Annotated in this window: 12 protein-coding genes; 3 read left to right on the top strand and 9 right to left on the bottom strand. The window is 69.1% G+C overall.

Annotated features, from left to right (window positions below):
* Positions 1–92: 92 nt before the first annotated feature.
* Entirely contained in the window at positions 93–1130 is a 1038-nt protein-coding gene (locus tag CLV71_RS13030; protein ID WP_133902962.1) for a chitinase, read from the bottom strand.
* Positions 1131–1526: 396 nt separating this feature from the next.
* Between CLV71_RS13030 and CLV71_RS13025 the strand changes: the two genes are divergently transcribed.
* Positions 1527–2612, top strand: a complete 1086-nt coding sequence (locus CLV71_RS13025; RefSeq protein ID WP_166664070.1) for a CU044_5270 family protein — start codon at positions 1527–1529, stop codon at positions 2610–2612.
* 200 nt (positions 2613–2812) lie between these two features.
* Here the strand turns inward: CLV71_RS13025 and CLV71_RS13020 are convergent, their stop codons facing one another.
* Complete coding sequence (locus CLV71_RS13020) at positions 2813–3466, bottom strand: TetR/AcrR family transcriptional regulator (protein ID WP_243866403.1); 654 nt, start codon at positions 3464–3466, stop codon at positions 2813–2815.
* Between the two features lie 128 nt (positions 3467–3594).
* The gene (locus CLV71_RS13015; RefSeq protein WP_243866401.1) at positions 3595–4137 is read right to left on the bottom strand and encodes a TetR/AcrR family transcriptional regulator; all 543 of its coding nucleotides are present in this window, start codon (positions 4135–4137) and stop codon (positions 3595–3597) included.
* Positions 4138–4460: 323 nt separating this feature from the next.
* Between CLV71_RS13015 and CLV71_RS13010 the strand changes: the two genes are divergently transcribed.
* Positions 4461–6101: a PEP-utilizing enzyme gene (locus CLV71_RS13010; RefSeq protein ID WP_166664069.1), complete on the top strand. Its 1641-nt coding sequence runs from the start codon at positions 4461–4463 to the stop codon at positions 6099–6101.
* Between the two features lie 102 nt (positions 6102–6203).
* Here the strand turns inward: CLV71_RS13010 and CLV71_RS13005 are convergent, their stop codons facing one another.
* From CLV71_RS13005 to CLV71_RS12985, 5 genes are all read right to left on the bottom strand, one after another.
* Positions 6204–6815 (bottom strand): GTP-binding protein, encoded by a 612-nt coding sequence (locus CLV71_RS13005; RefSeq protein ID WP_133902959.1) that lies wholly within the window; start codon positions 6813–6815, stop codon positions 6204–6206.
* On the bottom strand, positions 6796–7176 hold the full coding sequence (locus CLV71_RS13000) for a DUF742 domain-containing protein (protein WP_133902958.1): 381 nt from the start codon (positions 7174–7176) through the stop codon (positions 6796–6798). Before CLV71_RS13000 ends, CLV71_RS13005 begins: the two co-directional genes overlap by 20 nt.
* Complete coding sequence (locus tag CLV71_RS12995; protein ID WP_133902957.1) at positions 7173–7610, bottom strand: roadblock/LC7 domain-containing protein; 438 nt, start codon at positions 7608–7610, stop codon at positions 7173–7175. The genes CLV71_RS13000 and CLV71_RS12995 overlap by 4 nt, the downstream gene beginning before the upstream one ends.
* Positions 7611–7627: 17 nt before the next feature.
* Positions 7628–10039, bottom strand: coding sequence for a sensor histidine kinase (locus CLV71_RS12990; RefSeq protein WP_133902956.1), 2412 nt, complete (start codon positions 10037–10039; stop codon positions 7628–7630).
* Between the two features lie 173 nt (positions 10040–10212).
* Positions 10213–11823 carry a pyruvate, phosphate dikinase gene (locus CLV71_RS12985; RefSeq protein ID WP_133902955.1) on the bottom strand — a complete coding sequence of 537 codons (1611 nt, stop codon included), beginning with the start codon at positions 11821–11823 and terminating at the stop codon, positions 10213–10215.
* Positions 11824–11910: 87 nt separating this feature from the next.
* Between CLV71_RS12985 and CLV71_RS12980 the strand changes: the two genes are divergently transcribed.
* Positions 11911–12504: a hypothetical protein gene (locus CLV71_RS12980; RefSeq protein ID WP_133902954.1), complete on the top strand. Its 594-nt coding sequence runs from the start codon at positions 11911–11913 to the stop codon at positions 12502–12504.
* An 11-nt stretch (positions 12505–12515) separates the two neighbouring features.
* On the opposite strand, the gene CLV71_RS12975 is transcribed toward CLV71_RS12980, so the two are convergent.
* Positions 12516–13661, bottom strand: coding sequence for a glycosyltransferase (locus CLV71_RS12975; RefSeq protein WP_133902953.1), 1146 nt, complete (start codon positions 13659–13661; stop codon positions 12516–12518).
* Positions 13662–14053: the final 392 nt, after the last annotated feature.

Here is a 14053-nt window from a genome sequence, read left to right as displayed (position 1 = left end):
CTCCTGACGGAGACCGGATGACCCACCTGAACCTCCACAGGATCCACTACCGGATCGACGGCACCGACCGACGCGCCGTGCGGCGCACTGGATCAGCGACCCTGCAGGGATCTGACGTTGTCGCCGAAGGTCCAGTTCCGTGAGCCGTCCCAGTTGACCGACCACGTCATCAGGCCCTTGAGCGCGCCGCCGTAGGTGTTCCACGCCTGGGCCGTGAGCGAGGGTGGCAGGTAGCCGCCGCCCGCGCCCTGCTGCGCGGGCAGGCCGGGGACCTGCTTGTCGTAGGGGACGCGGATCGTCGTGCCCTGGACCACCAGACCGCGGTTGAGGCAGTTCGTCTGTTCGGTGAACCCACGCACCGTGCCCGCCTCGTACGAGTCGCCCGCGCAACCGTACATACTTCCGTTGTAGTACTGCATGTTCAGCCACCAGAGGCGGCCGTTGTCCGCGTACTTCTTGACGATGGGCAGGTACGCGCCCCAGATCGAGCCGTACGCGACGCTTCCGCCGGTGACGTACGCGGTTTCCGGTGCCATGGTCAGGCCGAAGTTCGACGGCATCTGCGCCAGCACCCCGTCGATGATGCGGACGAGGTTCGCCTGTGACGTCGACAGGGCGTTGATGTTCCCGCTGCCGACCAGGCCCGTCTCGATGTCGATGTCGATGCCGTCGAAGTTGTACGTCTTCAGGATCGGCACGATCGTCGCGACGAAACGGTTCGCCACGGCCGTGTTGGACAGGTCGATGCCCGCCGCGGCGCCACCGATCGACATCAGGATCGTCGCGCCGTTCGCCTTCGCCTGGCACATCTCGGCCGGCGTCGCGACCTTCACGGTCGAGTCCATCCCGTCCTGCCACAGGACCGTGCCGTCCGAGCGGATCACGGGGAACGCGGCGTTGATCACGTTGTACCCGTGCTGCTTGATCCGACTGTCGGTAATGGGAATCCAGCCCAGCGGTGGGTGCACGCCGTTCGACGCGCCGTCCCAGTTCTCCCAGTAACCCTGCAGGACCTTCCCGGTGGGTCTGGACTTCACCGCGCACACGTCGGCCGCCGCCACGGCGGATGACGGAACCAGGGGAACCGCCAGCAGAGCCGCAAGAACCACGCTCAGCGCGCGTCCGAACATCTCAGACTCCCTTCATCGCGGCCCGGCATCCGTCGTTGTCGCTGCCGTGAAAGTTTTAGCCCTGCGCGTTTCTCGAGCCGGTCCATGTTGCCGCAGGTATGGGAGGCGGTCCAGACCAGTAACGTTAGCCGCTGTTTCGCAGGAGGTCTAGACCACACTTGTTCTCGGGTGATCCGGGGCAACGTCCGCAGGACGCCGCGTCGGCGCCGCCATGCGCACAGCCTGACACAGCGCGTTTCACCGGGATCTGGCACACGAGCTGGGACGGCCTGTGCCTGAGCGGCGCGTTCGTGCCGGACGCGCCGCCGGGTGCGGCCCTGCCGTGCCACGGCCGCGTGAACTCGACCGTGGTGTGCGGCCAAGTGCCGGGTGAGAGCAGCTCGACGAGGGGACCCCATGACCGAACGTGTGCAGCCCTCTGAGGTGTGGTCGGCATCCGTGCCTGGGGAGCTCGACCTGGAAACCGACGACGCGACGGTGATCGCTCGGTCGACGCGGGCACCGCAGGAGTTCGCCGCGATCTTCGATCGGCACGCGGGTGACGTGCATTGCTACCTGTCGCGCCACAGGCCCACGCACCGCAAGGTGCGCACAGCGAGCTGGACGACGGTGAGCGTCGCCGTCGCGGGCGCGGTCGTCGTGCTGGTCGGCACCACGTCGACGCCCACGACGCCCGTGCACCCGGTGTCGCCCGGCGGCACCACGTCACCGGCGAACGTCACGCTCACGCTCAACGAAGCCGCCGATCAGGCGATCGAGCAGAAGGACGAGCCGATCCTCCCCGGCCAGTACCGGTACGTGTCCGAGCGGATCTCGGTGGTCGGCACGGCGTGGAACGCTGACAGGTTGACCCTCGCCTGGCGCGTGCGCACAACCGAGACGACGTGGGTGCCCTACGACGAGTCCGGGATCTGGACAAAGGACGTCGACCAGGACGCTCCACCGGAAATCCTCGTCGACGACGGCGCGACGGAAGCGGACAGGAGCACGCTCGACAGCGGTCCTTCGCTGGGCAGGCGAACCGCCCTCTGCGGCGACTTCCGGAGCAGATCCGCCGACCCGTGCCACCGCGAGTTCAACGACCAAGGACTCACCTCGGCCATGATCGCGACCCTGCCCCGCGACCCGACCACGTTGCTGCGCGACCACCTCGGCAACAGCCTCGAACAAGCGCTTCAGCGGTGCGACATCTGGTTGCGCAGCGGACTCGTGCCCAGCGACCTGCGCGCGGCGCTGTACCGGGCGCTCGCACTGGTACCAGGCATCCGGATCACCGACGACCTCGCCAACCTGGACGGACGCGAGGGCGTCGCCTTCGGCGGGAAGGGCACGGAGATCATCATCGACCCGGCCACCGGGCAGTACATCGGGTTCCGTTCCACCGACGACGGTACCCAGGGCACGCCGAGGGGCACCGTCCGAGACTCCAGCTCACTCGTCACCGGCGTGGTGAACAACGTCGGCGACGTACCCAGCCGCTGACGATGGCGGCACACACGTCACGTCGGCCCTCACGACAGAGGACCGGCGCGACCTGGTGAGGTCCGTGGCGGAGCCGAAGTCCGATCCTGCCCCCTGCGGGGCTGCCGCGACCACCGTCCAACACCGCCGGGCTCCGCGCCGGCACTGGCTTCCCCCGGTCCAGGAGGGACGCCGTGGCGGCAGGTCGAGGACGAGGTCCGCTACAGCGCGCCCTCGGCGGGTATCGGTATCGAGGGCATCCACCGTGCGCGTTGTTGTTCTACCGCGGTGTCGATGGCCTGCAGGATGCTCGTGATGACCAGGTCGTAGATCTGGTCGGCGTCCAGGCCGCGTTCGGCCGCCGCCTTCGCCAGGGCCGGGTACTCCTCGGCGGCGCTTTCGTCCGGATTGCCGCTCTGGGTCTCGTGCAGGGCGCTGCTGATGGCGAACGCCGCCAGGGCGTCGAGCAGGGGCATCACCACGGCACTGGGGACGCCGTCACCCATCAGGCGGGCTGCCGAGGCGTCCAGCAGGCGTGCGCCCAGACCGTGTGACCTGGCTCCGACGACCACCGGTAGCAGCGCGGGGTGGGCCAGCAGAGCGTGACGCAGGCTGCGCGCGTTCTCCGGCAGCCACTCACGCCAGGACGCGCCCGGCTCGCCTCCCCCACGCACCTCCGACAGCGCCAGGTCCACCGTGCCGACGACGATGTCCTCCTTGCTGCTGAAGTGGTGGTAGAGGGAGGCGCCGTTGACACCCAGCGCGGTCGCGAGGCGCCGGATACTCAGCGCGTCGAGTCCGTCGCTGTCGATGATCTCGAGAGCGACCTCCAACGCTTTGCGCCGCGAGATCAACGGAACCTTGGGTCTGACCACGTCGTTACTATAAACAACACTGTTCGGCGCCCCACCGGGTCGAAATTTACGGCAGCGTCAATTATGGACAGTCGGCGCCATGGCGAAGCGGCTGGTCAGAGGGTCGGACGGGCGGCCGGACGTCCACATCAGAGCGCACCGGCTATCAGCCGGGAGAATTGGTCCACTATCTCTTCCAATTGATCATGAGTGCCGACGAAGCCCGCATACAAAGCCATTCCCCACAAAACCGCGATGAGCATTTCCGTCACGGCCGGAATGTCCGTGTCCTCGCGCAACTCGCCTGATTCGACAGCGGCCCGCAGCGCCTGTCGCACGAACTCGCGCACCTGCTCGATCTGCTCGAGTGTGCTGCCTCGGAGGTCCTCGTGCCGGTACCCATCGAGCACCGAGGCCGCCATGAAGCGGGCGAACGACCGGTCCCGCGAGTCGATTCGGACGGCCGACTCCAGGAACGCCGACAGCCGCCCCGACAGGGTCTTCTTCGCGGCCGCCTGCTCGACACTGGCGCCGACCACGCCCTCCTGCACGGAATCGAACAGCGCGCGATACAGCGCCGCCTTGTCACGGAAATAGTGGTTGACCGCGGGCCTCGTCAAGCCCGCCCTGCTCGCGATCTCCTGGAACGTGGTGCGCTCGTAACCCAGCTCGCTGAACACCTGTCGGGCCACCCGGAGGATCTCCTGGCGCGTGTCCGCGCCGTCGGACCTGGGCGGCCTGCCTCTTCGACGCTTGTCCGCCACGCTTCCAGCCGCCTTCCCACGTCGTCGGGCCCCAGCGTAACAAGATCGCTACCGCTGACCTGGACCGATGCCACTGAGTTAGCGACTTCGTAACCATGCGTTGCTGGATTTGCACGTTCGTGATGGCCCTACGCGAATCGCCCTCATAATTTTGCGCGTGGGTGAGGACCTCGTTTCGCCCCTTACGTGCTCCCCGCGCACCGGACTACGATCTTGCGGTCCCCAAAACCAAACGCTGATTGGTGTCGCACATGCTCTCTTCCACACCAGGATTCGACCCGCTCGACAACGCGGCGTGTGATCCCGGCGTGACGTGGACCACCGGCAACGTCGCCGAAGCGTTCCCCGGAGTTTCCACGGCACTCGGCTTCAGCTTCATCCACCTGCCGATGGAGTTGGCGTTCCGCAAGATGTTCCGGGGCATGGGGGTGTTCGGAAAGTCCTCGCTCGCGGTACCCGAGCGCATCGAGGACCAGTTCTGGACCGCCTTCGCCGGACGCGCGGCGGCCAACATCAACCAGTTCCGCACGGTCGCCGGCTTCCTCCCTGGTACCTCGGCGACCGCCATCGAGCAGCAGCTGTTCGGTTACGTGCGAGAAGGCACCGTCGACGACAACTCGATGCGCCGGTACCCGATCATCGGGGTGAAGGCACCCCGCGTCGTCTTCACCCTGTCCAAGAAGCACGACCGCATGTTCGCCGAGCTCCGCGAGTGGCGCCTGAAGACCCTGCCCGAGATCGCCGCGCGGCCTGCCGCGGACAGCCTGGCGATCCTGCAGGACGCCCGGGAGCGCTTCGAGCGGATCATGATCCTCCACCTGCTGGTGGCCTTCGTCAGCTCCGGGATCACCGACCGGCTCGCCCCCATGGTCGCCGCCGCGAACGTGCCCGGCCTGGAGTCCCGGCTGCTGTCGGGTGTCGGCTCGGACGAGAACGAGGTCGCCAACGACCTCTGGCTGCTCGCGCACGAGCGGCTCGACCTGGCGACCTTCCTGGACCGGCACGGCTACCACGGCCCGCACGAGGGCCAGCTGCACAGCACCTCGTGGCGGGAGGACCCGGCGCCGATCCTCGCCCGGCTCGACGACTACCGGGCGGTGTCCGAGGACGACCCGAGGGCGCCCCGCAACCGCAGCGCCGAGCAGACCCGCATCCGGCACGAGGCGGCCGAAGAGCTCAAGAAGGCCGTGGGCCCGCTCCAGCGCCGGTCGATCAAGCTGCTGACCAAGCTCGCGGCCCGCTTCCTCGCGCTGCGCGAACAGGGCAAGGCCGGGTACCTCCTCACGTTCGACGTCGCCCGCGCCGCTGCCCGGCGAGTCGGGGCGGACCTGGCGGAGCGAGGGCTCCTGGACGACGCGGGCGATGTCTTCCACCTCACCTTCGACGAGCTGGTGTCCGGTGACGGGGTCGACCGTCGGGAGCTGGTGGCGCAGCGGCGTGCCCAGTACGACGAGCGGTTGGGCTACCGGCTCCCGCAGGCGTGGGCCGGGTTGCCGGAACTGATCAAGTTCGGCGGTGACGCCGCGATGGACGCCGCCACGGGCACCACGATCACCGGTGTCGCGGCCAGCGGGGGCGTCGTCGAGGGGCGCGCGCGCGTGGTCCGGGACCCGGCGGCGACCGAGCTGGATGACGGCGACATCCTCGTCTGCGAGACGACCGACCCCAGCTGGGTTTCGCTGTTCCTGGTCGCCGGGGCCGTGGTCACCGACTTCGGCGGCCTGCTCAGCCACGGTCCGATCGTCGCGAGGGAACTGGGCCTGCCGTGTGTGTGCGGGACGGAGGACGGCAGCCGCCGCATCCGGGACGGCCAGCGGATCCGCGTCGACGGCGACCGCGGCGTGGTCGAGGTCCTCTCCCCCGTGCAGCGCACGGAGCCCGCCACCCGATGACCGCCTCCACCTGACCGCGATCAGTCCGCAGACGCACGACCGCCCCGACCGGTATCGACACGGTCGGGGCGGTCGCGCGTCAGCCGACGCGAGGCCCCGGGGTCACCACCTGCCCGCGGCCGCCGAGGCGGTCGCGACGGTCATCAGGTACTCCATCAGGCGCACGAGGACACGCTTGCTCGAGTCGCGGTCGCGCACGTCGCACAGCTGCACCGGCACGTGGGCGTCGAGGTCGAGTGCCTGCCGCACCTCGTCCTCGCCGTAGACCTCCGCGCCGTCGAAGCAGTTCACCGCCACGATGAACGGGATCTCACGCGACTCGAAGAAGTCGATCGACCCGAAGGAGTCGTGGAGGCGCCGGGTGTCGGCCAGCACGACCGCGCCGAGCGCACCGACCGACAGCTCCCGCCACATGAACCAGAAGCGGTCCTGCCCCGGTGTCCCGAACAGGTAGAGCACCACTTCCGAGTTGATCGTGATCCGGCCGAAGTCCAGCGCCACCGTGGTCGTGGTCTTGCGCTCGACGCCGGTCAGGTCGTCGACCCCCGCCCCGATCGCGGACAGCCGCTCCTCGGTGCGCAGGGGTTTGATCTCGCTCACCGCGGTGACCAGGGTCGTCTTGCCGACCCCGAACCCGCCTGCGACGAGGAGCTTGACCGCCCGCACCCCGGCCATTTCCGAGGAGCCGGCGGGGTCAGAGGTTTCGAACGCCATCGAGCACCGCCTGCAGAAGTTTGATGTCGGGCCTGCCCGAGGTGGGCGGAGGCGGCGACCGGTAAATGAGGTGGCCGGAACTGATCAGATCGCTGACGAGCACCTTCACCGCCGCGAGCAACAGGCCCATCTTGGCCGAGATCTCGGCGACCGACAGCGGTCGTTGCTGACACATCCGCAGGATGTCGCCGTACTCCCGGTCCAGCCCGGCGACGTCCGCCTCGGGCCGCACGGCCACGACCAAGGTGATGATGTCGAGCTCGTGCAGGTCCCTCCCGGCCCGTCCGCGGGTCACCGCGAACGGGCGGATGAGTGGCCCTGGCGCGAACTCGAAGGACTCGTCGTCCCTGCCGTGCTTCATGGTGCGTGTGGAACGGGCATCTCTGTGAACATCCCGCGGGGGGTCGCCACCATGGTGTCCCCGACCTGTTGCACGATCACGTTCATCTCGTAGGCGATCATGCCGAGATCGGCGTTGGCCGACGCCAGCAGTGCGAGGCACGCGCCTTCCCCCGCCTCGGTCACCACGAGGTAGCCGTACTCGAGCTCCACGACCGTCTGCTGGACCAAGCCTTTGTCGAACTGCGTGCCCACCCCGCGGGCAAGGCTCCGGAACGCCGACGCCATCGCCGCGAGGTGTTCGCCGTCCTCCCGGTCGAGGTTCGCGGACCTGCCCAACAGCAGTCCGTCGGCGGACAACGCGGCGGCTCTCTCGGCCCCAGCCAGGCGCTTCACCAGATCGTCGAGCAACCAGTTCAGGCCGCTCGCGTTGCCCCTGACCACATCTTCGTTCATCGCCTGACCATTCGTGTTCATCGGTTGTGCTCGGACGGCAGACCACGCCCCTGACGTGTCCCGCGCTGGAAGGACGCCATCGAGTTGTGGGCTTCCTCGGGTGTGCGGGTGCGCCGGGCCCGGCTGGTCTTGGGGGCGGCTTCGGTGTCCAGTTGCAGCTGTGGCACGAGGTTCGCCTGACGCTGCCGCCGCGGCAACGGTGGCCGTTCGCGCGATGCGGGACTACCGGACTGCCGCTCGCGTGGCGCGGCACTCGCCGGCCGCTCGGTCGACGCGACCGGGGTCATCGGTTCGAACGCCCCGAAGCTCGGCCGGACGACGGTCGGCGAGTCGTGCTCGGGCTCCTCCTCCGGCCAGTGCCGGGGAAGGTTGTCGGACGTGCGGGTCAGCCGGGGGACGGGGTCCTGCGCCGGTTGCGGCACGAAGCTCGACAGTGCCTGGTGCCGCCCGGTCCGTGTCGCCGGGGACGGGGCGTGCTCCACCGGTTCGCGCTCCTCGACCTCGGTCGCCGAGGACGGGACCAGGACGATCGCCTTGATGCCGCCGTAGGCCGACTCCTGCAGGCTCACCGAGATCCCGTGCCGTTTCGCCAGCTGGCCGGTCACGAACAGCCCGAGGTGGCGCTGCCCGGCCAACGCCATGGCCTGGAAGTCCGGCGGGTTGCGCAGGGTCTCGTTGAAGTACTCCCGTTCCTCGAAACCGATGCCCAGCCCCTGGTCCTCGACCTCCACCACGACGCCCTTGCCGACGAGGTTGCCGCGCACCGTCACCGGGGCGTCCGGGGGCGAGAACGACGTCGCGTTGTCCACGAGCTCGGCCAGGAGGTGGATGAGGTCGGCGACCACGTTGCCGAGCACCTTCACATCCGGCAGCCGGACCGCGCTGACCCTGGCGAAGTCCTCGGTCTCGGAGATCGCGCTGCGCACGATCTCCTCGAGCGCCACCGGCGTGCGCCACTTGCGGCCGGGCTGGCCACCGCCGAGGATCAGGAGGTTCTCGGCGTTGCGCCGCGCGTGCGTGGCGAGGTGGTCGAGCTGGAACAGCAGTTCGAGGTGTTCGGGATCGCCCTGCTTGGACTCCGCCACGTCGAGCACCTCCAACTGCCTGTGCACGACGATCTGGCTGCGGTGCGCGATGTCCAGGAAGACCTTGTTGAAGCCGCCCCGGGTCTTCGCCTCGGCGGCGGCCGCCGCGACGGCGGTGCGCTGCGCGGTCTCGAACGCCTCGGCGACCTGTCCGATCTCGTCGGTGCCGTGGTCGACCCGGAGCAGTTCGGCGTCGATGTCGACCTCTTGGCCGTCGGCGATGCGCTGCACCATCGCGGGAAGCTGCTTGTCGGCCAGGTCGAGGGTGTTCGTGCGCAGTTTCCGCAGCCTGCGGACGAGCGCGTTGGCCATCCGGACGGCGATGAGGAACGCCACGACGGCCAGCACGAGCACGAGCGAACCGGCGAGGATCGACTGCAGCAGTGACTCGTTCGCCGAGTCCTCGGCAAGGCTCTCGGCGTGGTGGAAGTGGTCGCCCCACAGACCGAGCAGCTCGGTGGACACCTCGTCCTCGGCGGCGAGCCAGTAGGACAGCGGGACGTCGAGCTCACCACGCTGGGCGAGGGCGTCCTCGCCCGCGGTGGCGGTCTTCCACGCGTCGGAGGCGACCAGGCGGTCGTAGCGCGCCTTCTCGTCCTCGGTCAGCCGGCTGGTCAGCGCCATGAGCTGGTTGCGGTAGGAGCCGGACAGCTGGGCGACGACGAGGCGCTCGGGCACGCCCAGCACCCCCTGGGCCACCCCGCCCGCGGCGAGGCCGACCGCCCGGGAGTGCAGGTCGGTCACCCAGAACAGGTCGACCGCGGTCGTCTCCTCGGCCGCGGTCGCCGCGTCTGGCGTGGTGCGTGCCGACCCCTCGAGGCCGGTGATGACCACGCCCGCGAGCCCGGTGTAGAAGCCGTCGACGACGGCGACGCTCGCCTGGCGCGCGTCGACGCCCTGGCGCACCTGCTGCAGCTGGGCGGACAGCTCGGCGAACGCGGAGTTGGACTGCGAGACCGCGTCCGGGTTCAGGTTCTGCACCACGCCCGCGAGATCGGCGATCTCGGCGAGCACCGCGTTCGAGGTGTCCCGCTGCGCGGCCAGCCCGGCAATCGCCTCCTGGTCACCACCCAGGGCACGCAGGGAGATCGTGCGTTCCTTCTGGACCACGGACTCGAACTCGACCAGCGGGTCGATCGCCTGCCCGAGGTAGCCGGAGAAGTCCCTGGCCGCCAGACCCTCGGAAATCAGGTAGCCGGCGACCGAGACACCGGTGACCAGCAGGGCGGCACTGGGGATGAGCACGATCGCGAGAACGCGGTTGCGGATGCTCGTCGACTTCCGGCGCGAGAACAACCGTCGCCACGGGCCCGCCTGGGATTTCTCTGCGGTTGGTACACGCAACTGTTTCGCCCTGTCCTCGCTGCCGTCTAGGCATCGGCATAGCCCCGGTGCCGGTGACGGCAAATCAAACCACACAGCGATTGGTTACGAAACCCGGGCGGTGACTCAACGAAGTCGCACAGACACTTTTCACAGGTAGATCCCCGAATTGTGGACACTCGACCGGCCGCGCGTCACCGTCGCGCCGTGATCGCCGCCAGCAACACCGGGAGCGGGTGCTCCGTGACCACAGCGCGTATCCGGTCACGCAACGCGTTCACGACGGCCGCGTCGGTGGAAACGTCCACTTCGTGCACAATCTGGACACCCGTCGGGATCTCGTCCGCCCGCCACGCCGCCAAAGGCGAGATCTCGCGCGCCCACTGGGTGAGAAGACGCAGGTCCTCGTCGTCGTGTTCGGACAGCGCCCGGAGCGGGATCTCTCCCTGCCGCACCTCGCCGGTGTCGCCACACACGGTGACCGTCCGGCCGTCGAGTCCGGTCACGGCGTCCTCACCGCACCCGACCACGCATGGCACACCCAGCTCGCGACTGACCACGGCCGCGTGCGAGGTCGCACCGCCGATCTCGGTGACGATCGCGGCGGCGGCGAGCATTCCGTGCAGGTCGTGCGGGCTCGTCGTCCGGCGTGCGAGCACCACCTCCTCGCCGTCGGCGGCACGGGCTTCCGCCTCGTCCGGGTCGGTCACGACGACCCCGGTGCCGACGCCGGGGCACGCCGGGGTTCCGTTGGCGAGCAGCGGAGCGGCCGCGCGTTCATGAGGATCCAGGCCGGGCACCAACACGGCGCGAACCTGGTCCGCCGTCACGCGGGAAACGGCTTCCTCTGGCGAGATGAGTCCCTCCCTGCCGAGCGCGGCGGCGATCGCGACGGCCCCTCGCGGAGAGCGTTTCGCCGAGCGCGTCTGCAGCAGCCAGAGACGGCCGCTCTCCACGGTGAACTCGATGTCCTGCACGTCGCGGTTCCGCTCTTCGAGGCGGCGCGCGTGGTCGATGAGCTGGGCATGCACCTCGGGCAGGAGCCCGGCCAACGCGTCCAGCGGCTCGGGTGCGCGGGTACCGGACACGACGTCCTCGCCCTGCGCACGGGTCAGCCACTCGCCGAAGGGTTCCGGGTCGCCAGTGGAGGGGTTCCGGGTGAACAGCACGCCCGTCCCGGAACGCTCGTCCGCGTTGCCGAACACCATGGCCTGCACGGTCACGGCGGTGCCTGCCTCGTCGTCGAGACCGTGCCTGCGTCGGTAGGCCACGGCCCGCGGCGAGCGCCAGGACCGGAAGACCGCCGCGATCGCGAGACGCAGCTGGACCCACGGATCGGCCGGGGTGTCGTCGACGCCGACGACCTCGCAGAAGACCTGCTCGAAACGCTGACGGGTGTCGCGTGCGTACTCCACACCCTGGCTGCGCGCCAGGCTGTCCGCGATGTCCTGGTTCAGGCCCAGGTTGAGGATGGTGTCCATCATGCCGGGCATGCTCGTCGGCGCGCCGCTGCGCACGGAGACGAGCAGGGGCGCGTCAGCCGAACCGAACCCCCTGCCGCTGCACCGCTCCAGATAGGCCATCCCGGCACGGACTTGCGGCCACAGCGCGTCCAGGACACCGTCGCCCTCGGCGAGGAACTCGCGGCACACCGAAGTGGACAGCGCGAACGCGGGTGGCACCGGGAACCCGGCCGAGATCATGCGCGCGATACCGGCCGCCTTGCCGCCGACGACCACCGGGTCCGGGTCGACTGAGCCGTCGAGGATCAGTAACCTCGTCGCTCCCACCGCTGCCGCGCTCATGCTTCTCCTGTTCTCCGGGTGGTTGGATGCCCTGTGGGACAAGGAAGTTCGGCAGCGTACCGCCCCTGGGACGAGGAGGAACCACCGATGCCCGTCGACATCGCGGACCCGACGCTGCACGTCCTCCGCATCAGAGGACGCGCCACCCCCGAGTCGCTCGCCGCGGCACTCGACTGCCCACTGGAGCGGGTCACGGCCGCTCTGCACGACCTCGCGGCCCGCGGTTTGGCCGAGGACAGTGGAAAACCACGGCTGGGCTGGAAGATCACCGCGGCGGGCCGCCTGTCCGCGGACGGGCGGATGACGGGAGTCAGCCCGCAGGCGCTGACCCTGGTCGCCGACCACTACGAGACTTTTCGGAAACTCGACGACGAACTGAAGCAGCTGTGTGCCGACTGGCAGGCCCGCGCCGAAGGCCAGGGCCCTTCGGACTTCGTCGACCGCCTTTCGCCGATAGATCAGCGAGTTCAGCGGATCCTGGCCGAGATCACCCCGGTGGCACCGCACTTCGCCGAGTACGGCGCGCGGTTCGCACGGGCGCACGGCCAGTTCGCCTCCGGCTCGGACAGTTACCTGACAGGTGTTCTGGTCGACTCCTACCACAACGTCTGGTTCGAATGTCACGAATGCTTCTTCGTCACGCTGGGCAGGTCGCGGCAGGCGGAAGAATCGGGCACCTGATTTCCGCGGAACTAGACCAGTGCGGCGATGTCTTCGGCGAGTACCTCGAAGCCGGGGCAGGCGCGGGCCTGCCTGGACATCGCCGCCGCCCGGTGGCGGTAGGGGCCCTGCAGGACCCGTGCGCAGTTCTCGGCGAGGGACGCGGGGGTGACGGACCCGACGTCGAGCTGGCGGCCGAGACCGAGGTGCGCGGTGCGCGCCGCGTTGTGTGACTGGTCGGAGAACATCGGCAGGAGCACCATCGGCGTGCCGGTGCGTAGCGCCTCGGCGATGCTGCCGAAACCGCCGTGGGTGAGGATGAGGTCCGCGGACTCCAGCAGCAGCGGCTGCGGGACGAACGACATGAGTCGCACGTTGCCGGGCCGCGAGCCGGTCCACTCGCCGGGGTCACTGCCCAGTGCGACCACCGCGGTGCACGGCAGGTCGCCCAGCGCGGCGACCATCGTCTCCAGCACTTTCGGCGTCTCCGGCACGAAGGTCCGTGCGACGCTGCCGAGCCCAGCGACGACCAGCGGCCGGTCGTCGGGAAGGTCGAGCAGGGACGCGTCGAGCGGGCCCGCCGGGGAATCAGGCCGGTAGTGGCGGGCAGAGGACACCCGCAGCTCGTCCGGATACCAGGCGGCCGGCACGACCCCGGCGAGGAGGAACCCCTCAGGGTGCCCCGGTTCGTCGACGGTGTCCAGCCCGAGCGCGACCCGCTGACCGTTCAGCGCGTCCCGGACCATCGGCAGGTTCAGTGCGGAGTAGGGAGACGTGTCCACGACCGCCTGCGGCAGCCCCAGCTTCTCGGCGGCGAGGTAACCGCCGAACTCCTTGCACTCCCGCACCAGCACGTCGGGCCGCCAGGACTCGGCCACGTCCAGGACGTCTCGCGCGAAGACCCCGGCCAGTGAGCCGGCGAAGGCGATCGTGAGCGTGCTGGACGCCTGTCGCACGTCACCCTCCGGCACCGCCTCGGGACTGGCCACCAGTTCGGTCAGGGTCAGCACGTTCGGCAGCGGCAGGTGCTCGATCCCGGCGCGGGCGAGGTGGGGCGCCATGGCGGGAGCCGTGGCGACGGCCACCTGGTGACCGGCGCGTTGCAGCGCCTTCGCCGCCGGCACCAGCACCGGCACGAGGTGTGAGTAGAACGGCTGGCACGTCATGAGCACGCGCATCCAGGATCTCCAAGCTCGGTGTGCGGACATCGGGTCACGTCCCCAGGGTCCGCGCTCACAGGGGTTGGACGCGGCCAAGGCACCGGGGTCCTGGATCGGACGTGCCACGGTCTGGGTGGAGCGGGGACCGGATCATCTTATGAGACCAGGTGAACGTGCCTGGCGGCGGCATTCGGCGCACGAGGGATGTCCGCAATCTTCGGCGGCAATCTCGGTTACCGGAATCCCACTGGCTGAAAGTCCTATGTGGACAGATGAACCGGAGGTTGACGAGAGGTTGATCCACTCTGCGCCTGCCGCTATGGTTCAAGTGATCGACTTCGCCGCCGACTGAACGGATGTACTGCCCTGTAAGGCATTTGCGCCACTTCAATCGAATATCGGGCACCGTG

It is taken from the genome of Actinophytocola oryzae, from assembly GCF_004364325.1.
GTDB classification, from domain to species: domain Bacteria; phylum Actinomycetota; class Actinomycetes; order Mycobacteriales; family Pseudonocardiaceae; genus Actinophytocola; species Actinophytocola oryzae.
The sequence above is the reverse complement of the archived record's forward strand: the minus strand, read 5'-3'. Positions and strand labels throughout refer to the sequence as shown.

Bases quoted from the DNA above. Each gene is read 5' to 3' on its own strand.
- CLV71_RS13030 (WP_133902962.1), bottom strand. From the start codon at position 1,130: ATGTTCGGACGCGCGCTGAGCGTGGTTCTTGCGGCTCTGCTGGCGGTT.
- CLV71_RS13025 (WP_166664070.1), top strand. From the start codon at position 1,527: ATGACCGAACGTGTGCAGCCCTCTGAGGTGTGGTCGGCATCCGTGCCT.
- CLV71_RS13010 (WP_166664069.1), top strand. From the start codon at position 4,461: ATGCTCTCTTCCACACCAGGATTCGACCCGCTCGACAACGCGGCGTGT.
- CLV71_RS13005 (WP_133902959.1), bottom strand. From the start codon at position 6,815: ATGGCGTTCGAAACCTCTGACCCCGCCGGCTCCTCGGAAATGGCCGGG.
- CLV71_RS13000 (WP_133902958.1), bottom strand. From the start codon at position 7,176: ATGAAGCACGGCAGGGACGACGAGTCCTTCGAGTTCGCGCCAGGGCCA.
- CLV71_RS12995 (WP_133902957.1), bottom strand. From the start codon at position 7,610: ATGAACGAAGATGTGGTCAGGGGCAACGCGAGCGGCCTGAACTGGTTG.
- CLV71_RS12985 (WP_133902955.1), bottom strand. From the start codon at position 11,823: ATGAGCGCGGCAGCGGTGGGAGCGACGAGGTTACTGATCCTCGACGGC.
- CLV71_RS12980 (WP_133902954.1), top strand. From the start codon at position 11,911: ATGCCCGTCGACATCGCGGACCCGACGCTGCACGTCCTCCGCATCAGA.
- CLV71_RS12975 (WP_133902953.1), bottom strand. From the start codon at position 13,661: ATGCGCGTGCTCATGACGTGCCAGCCGTTCTACTCACACCTCGTGCCG.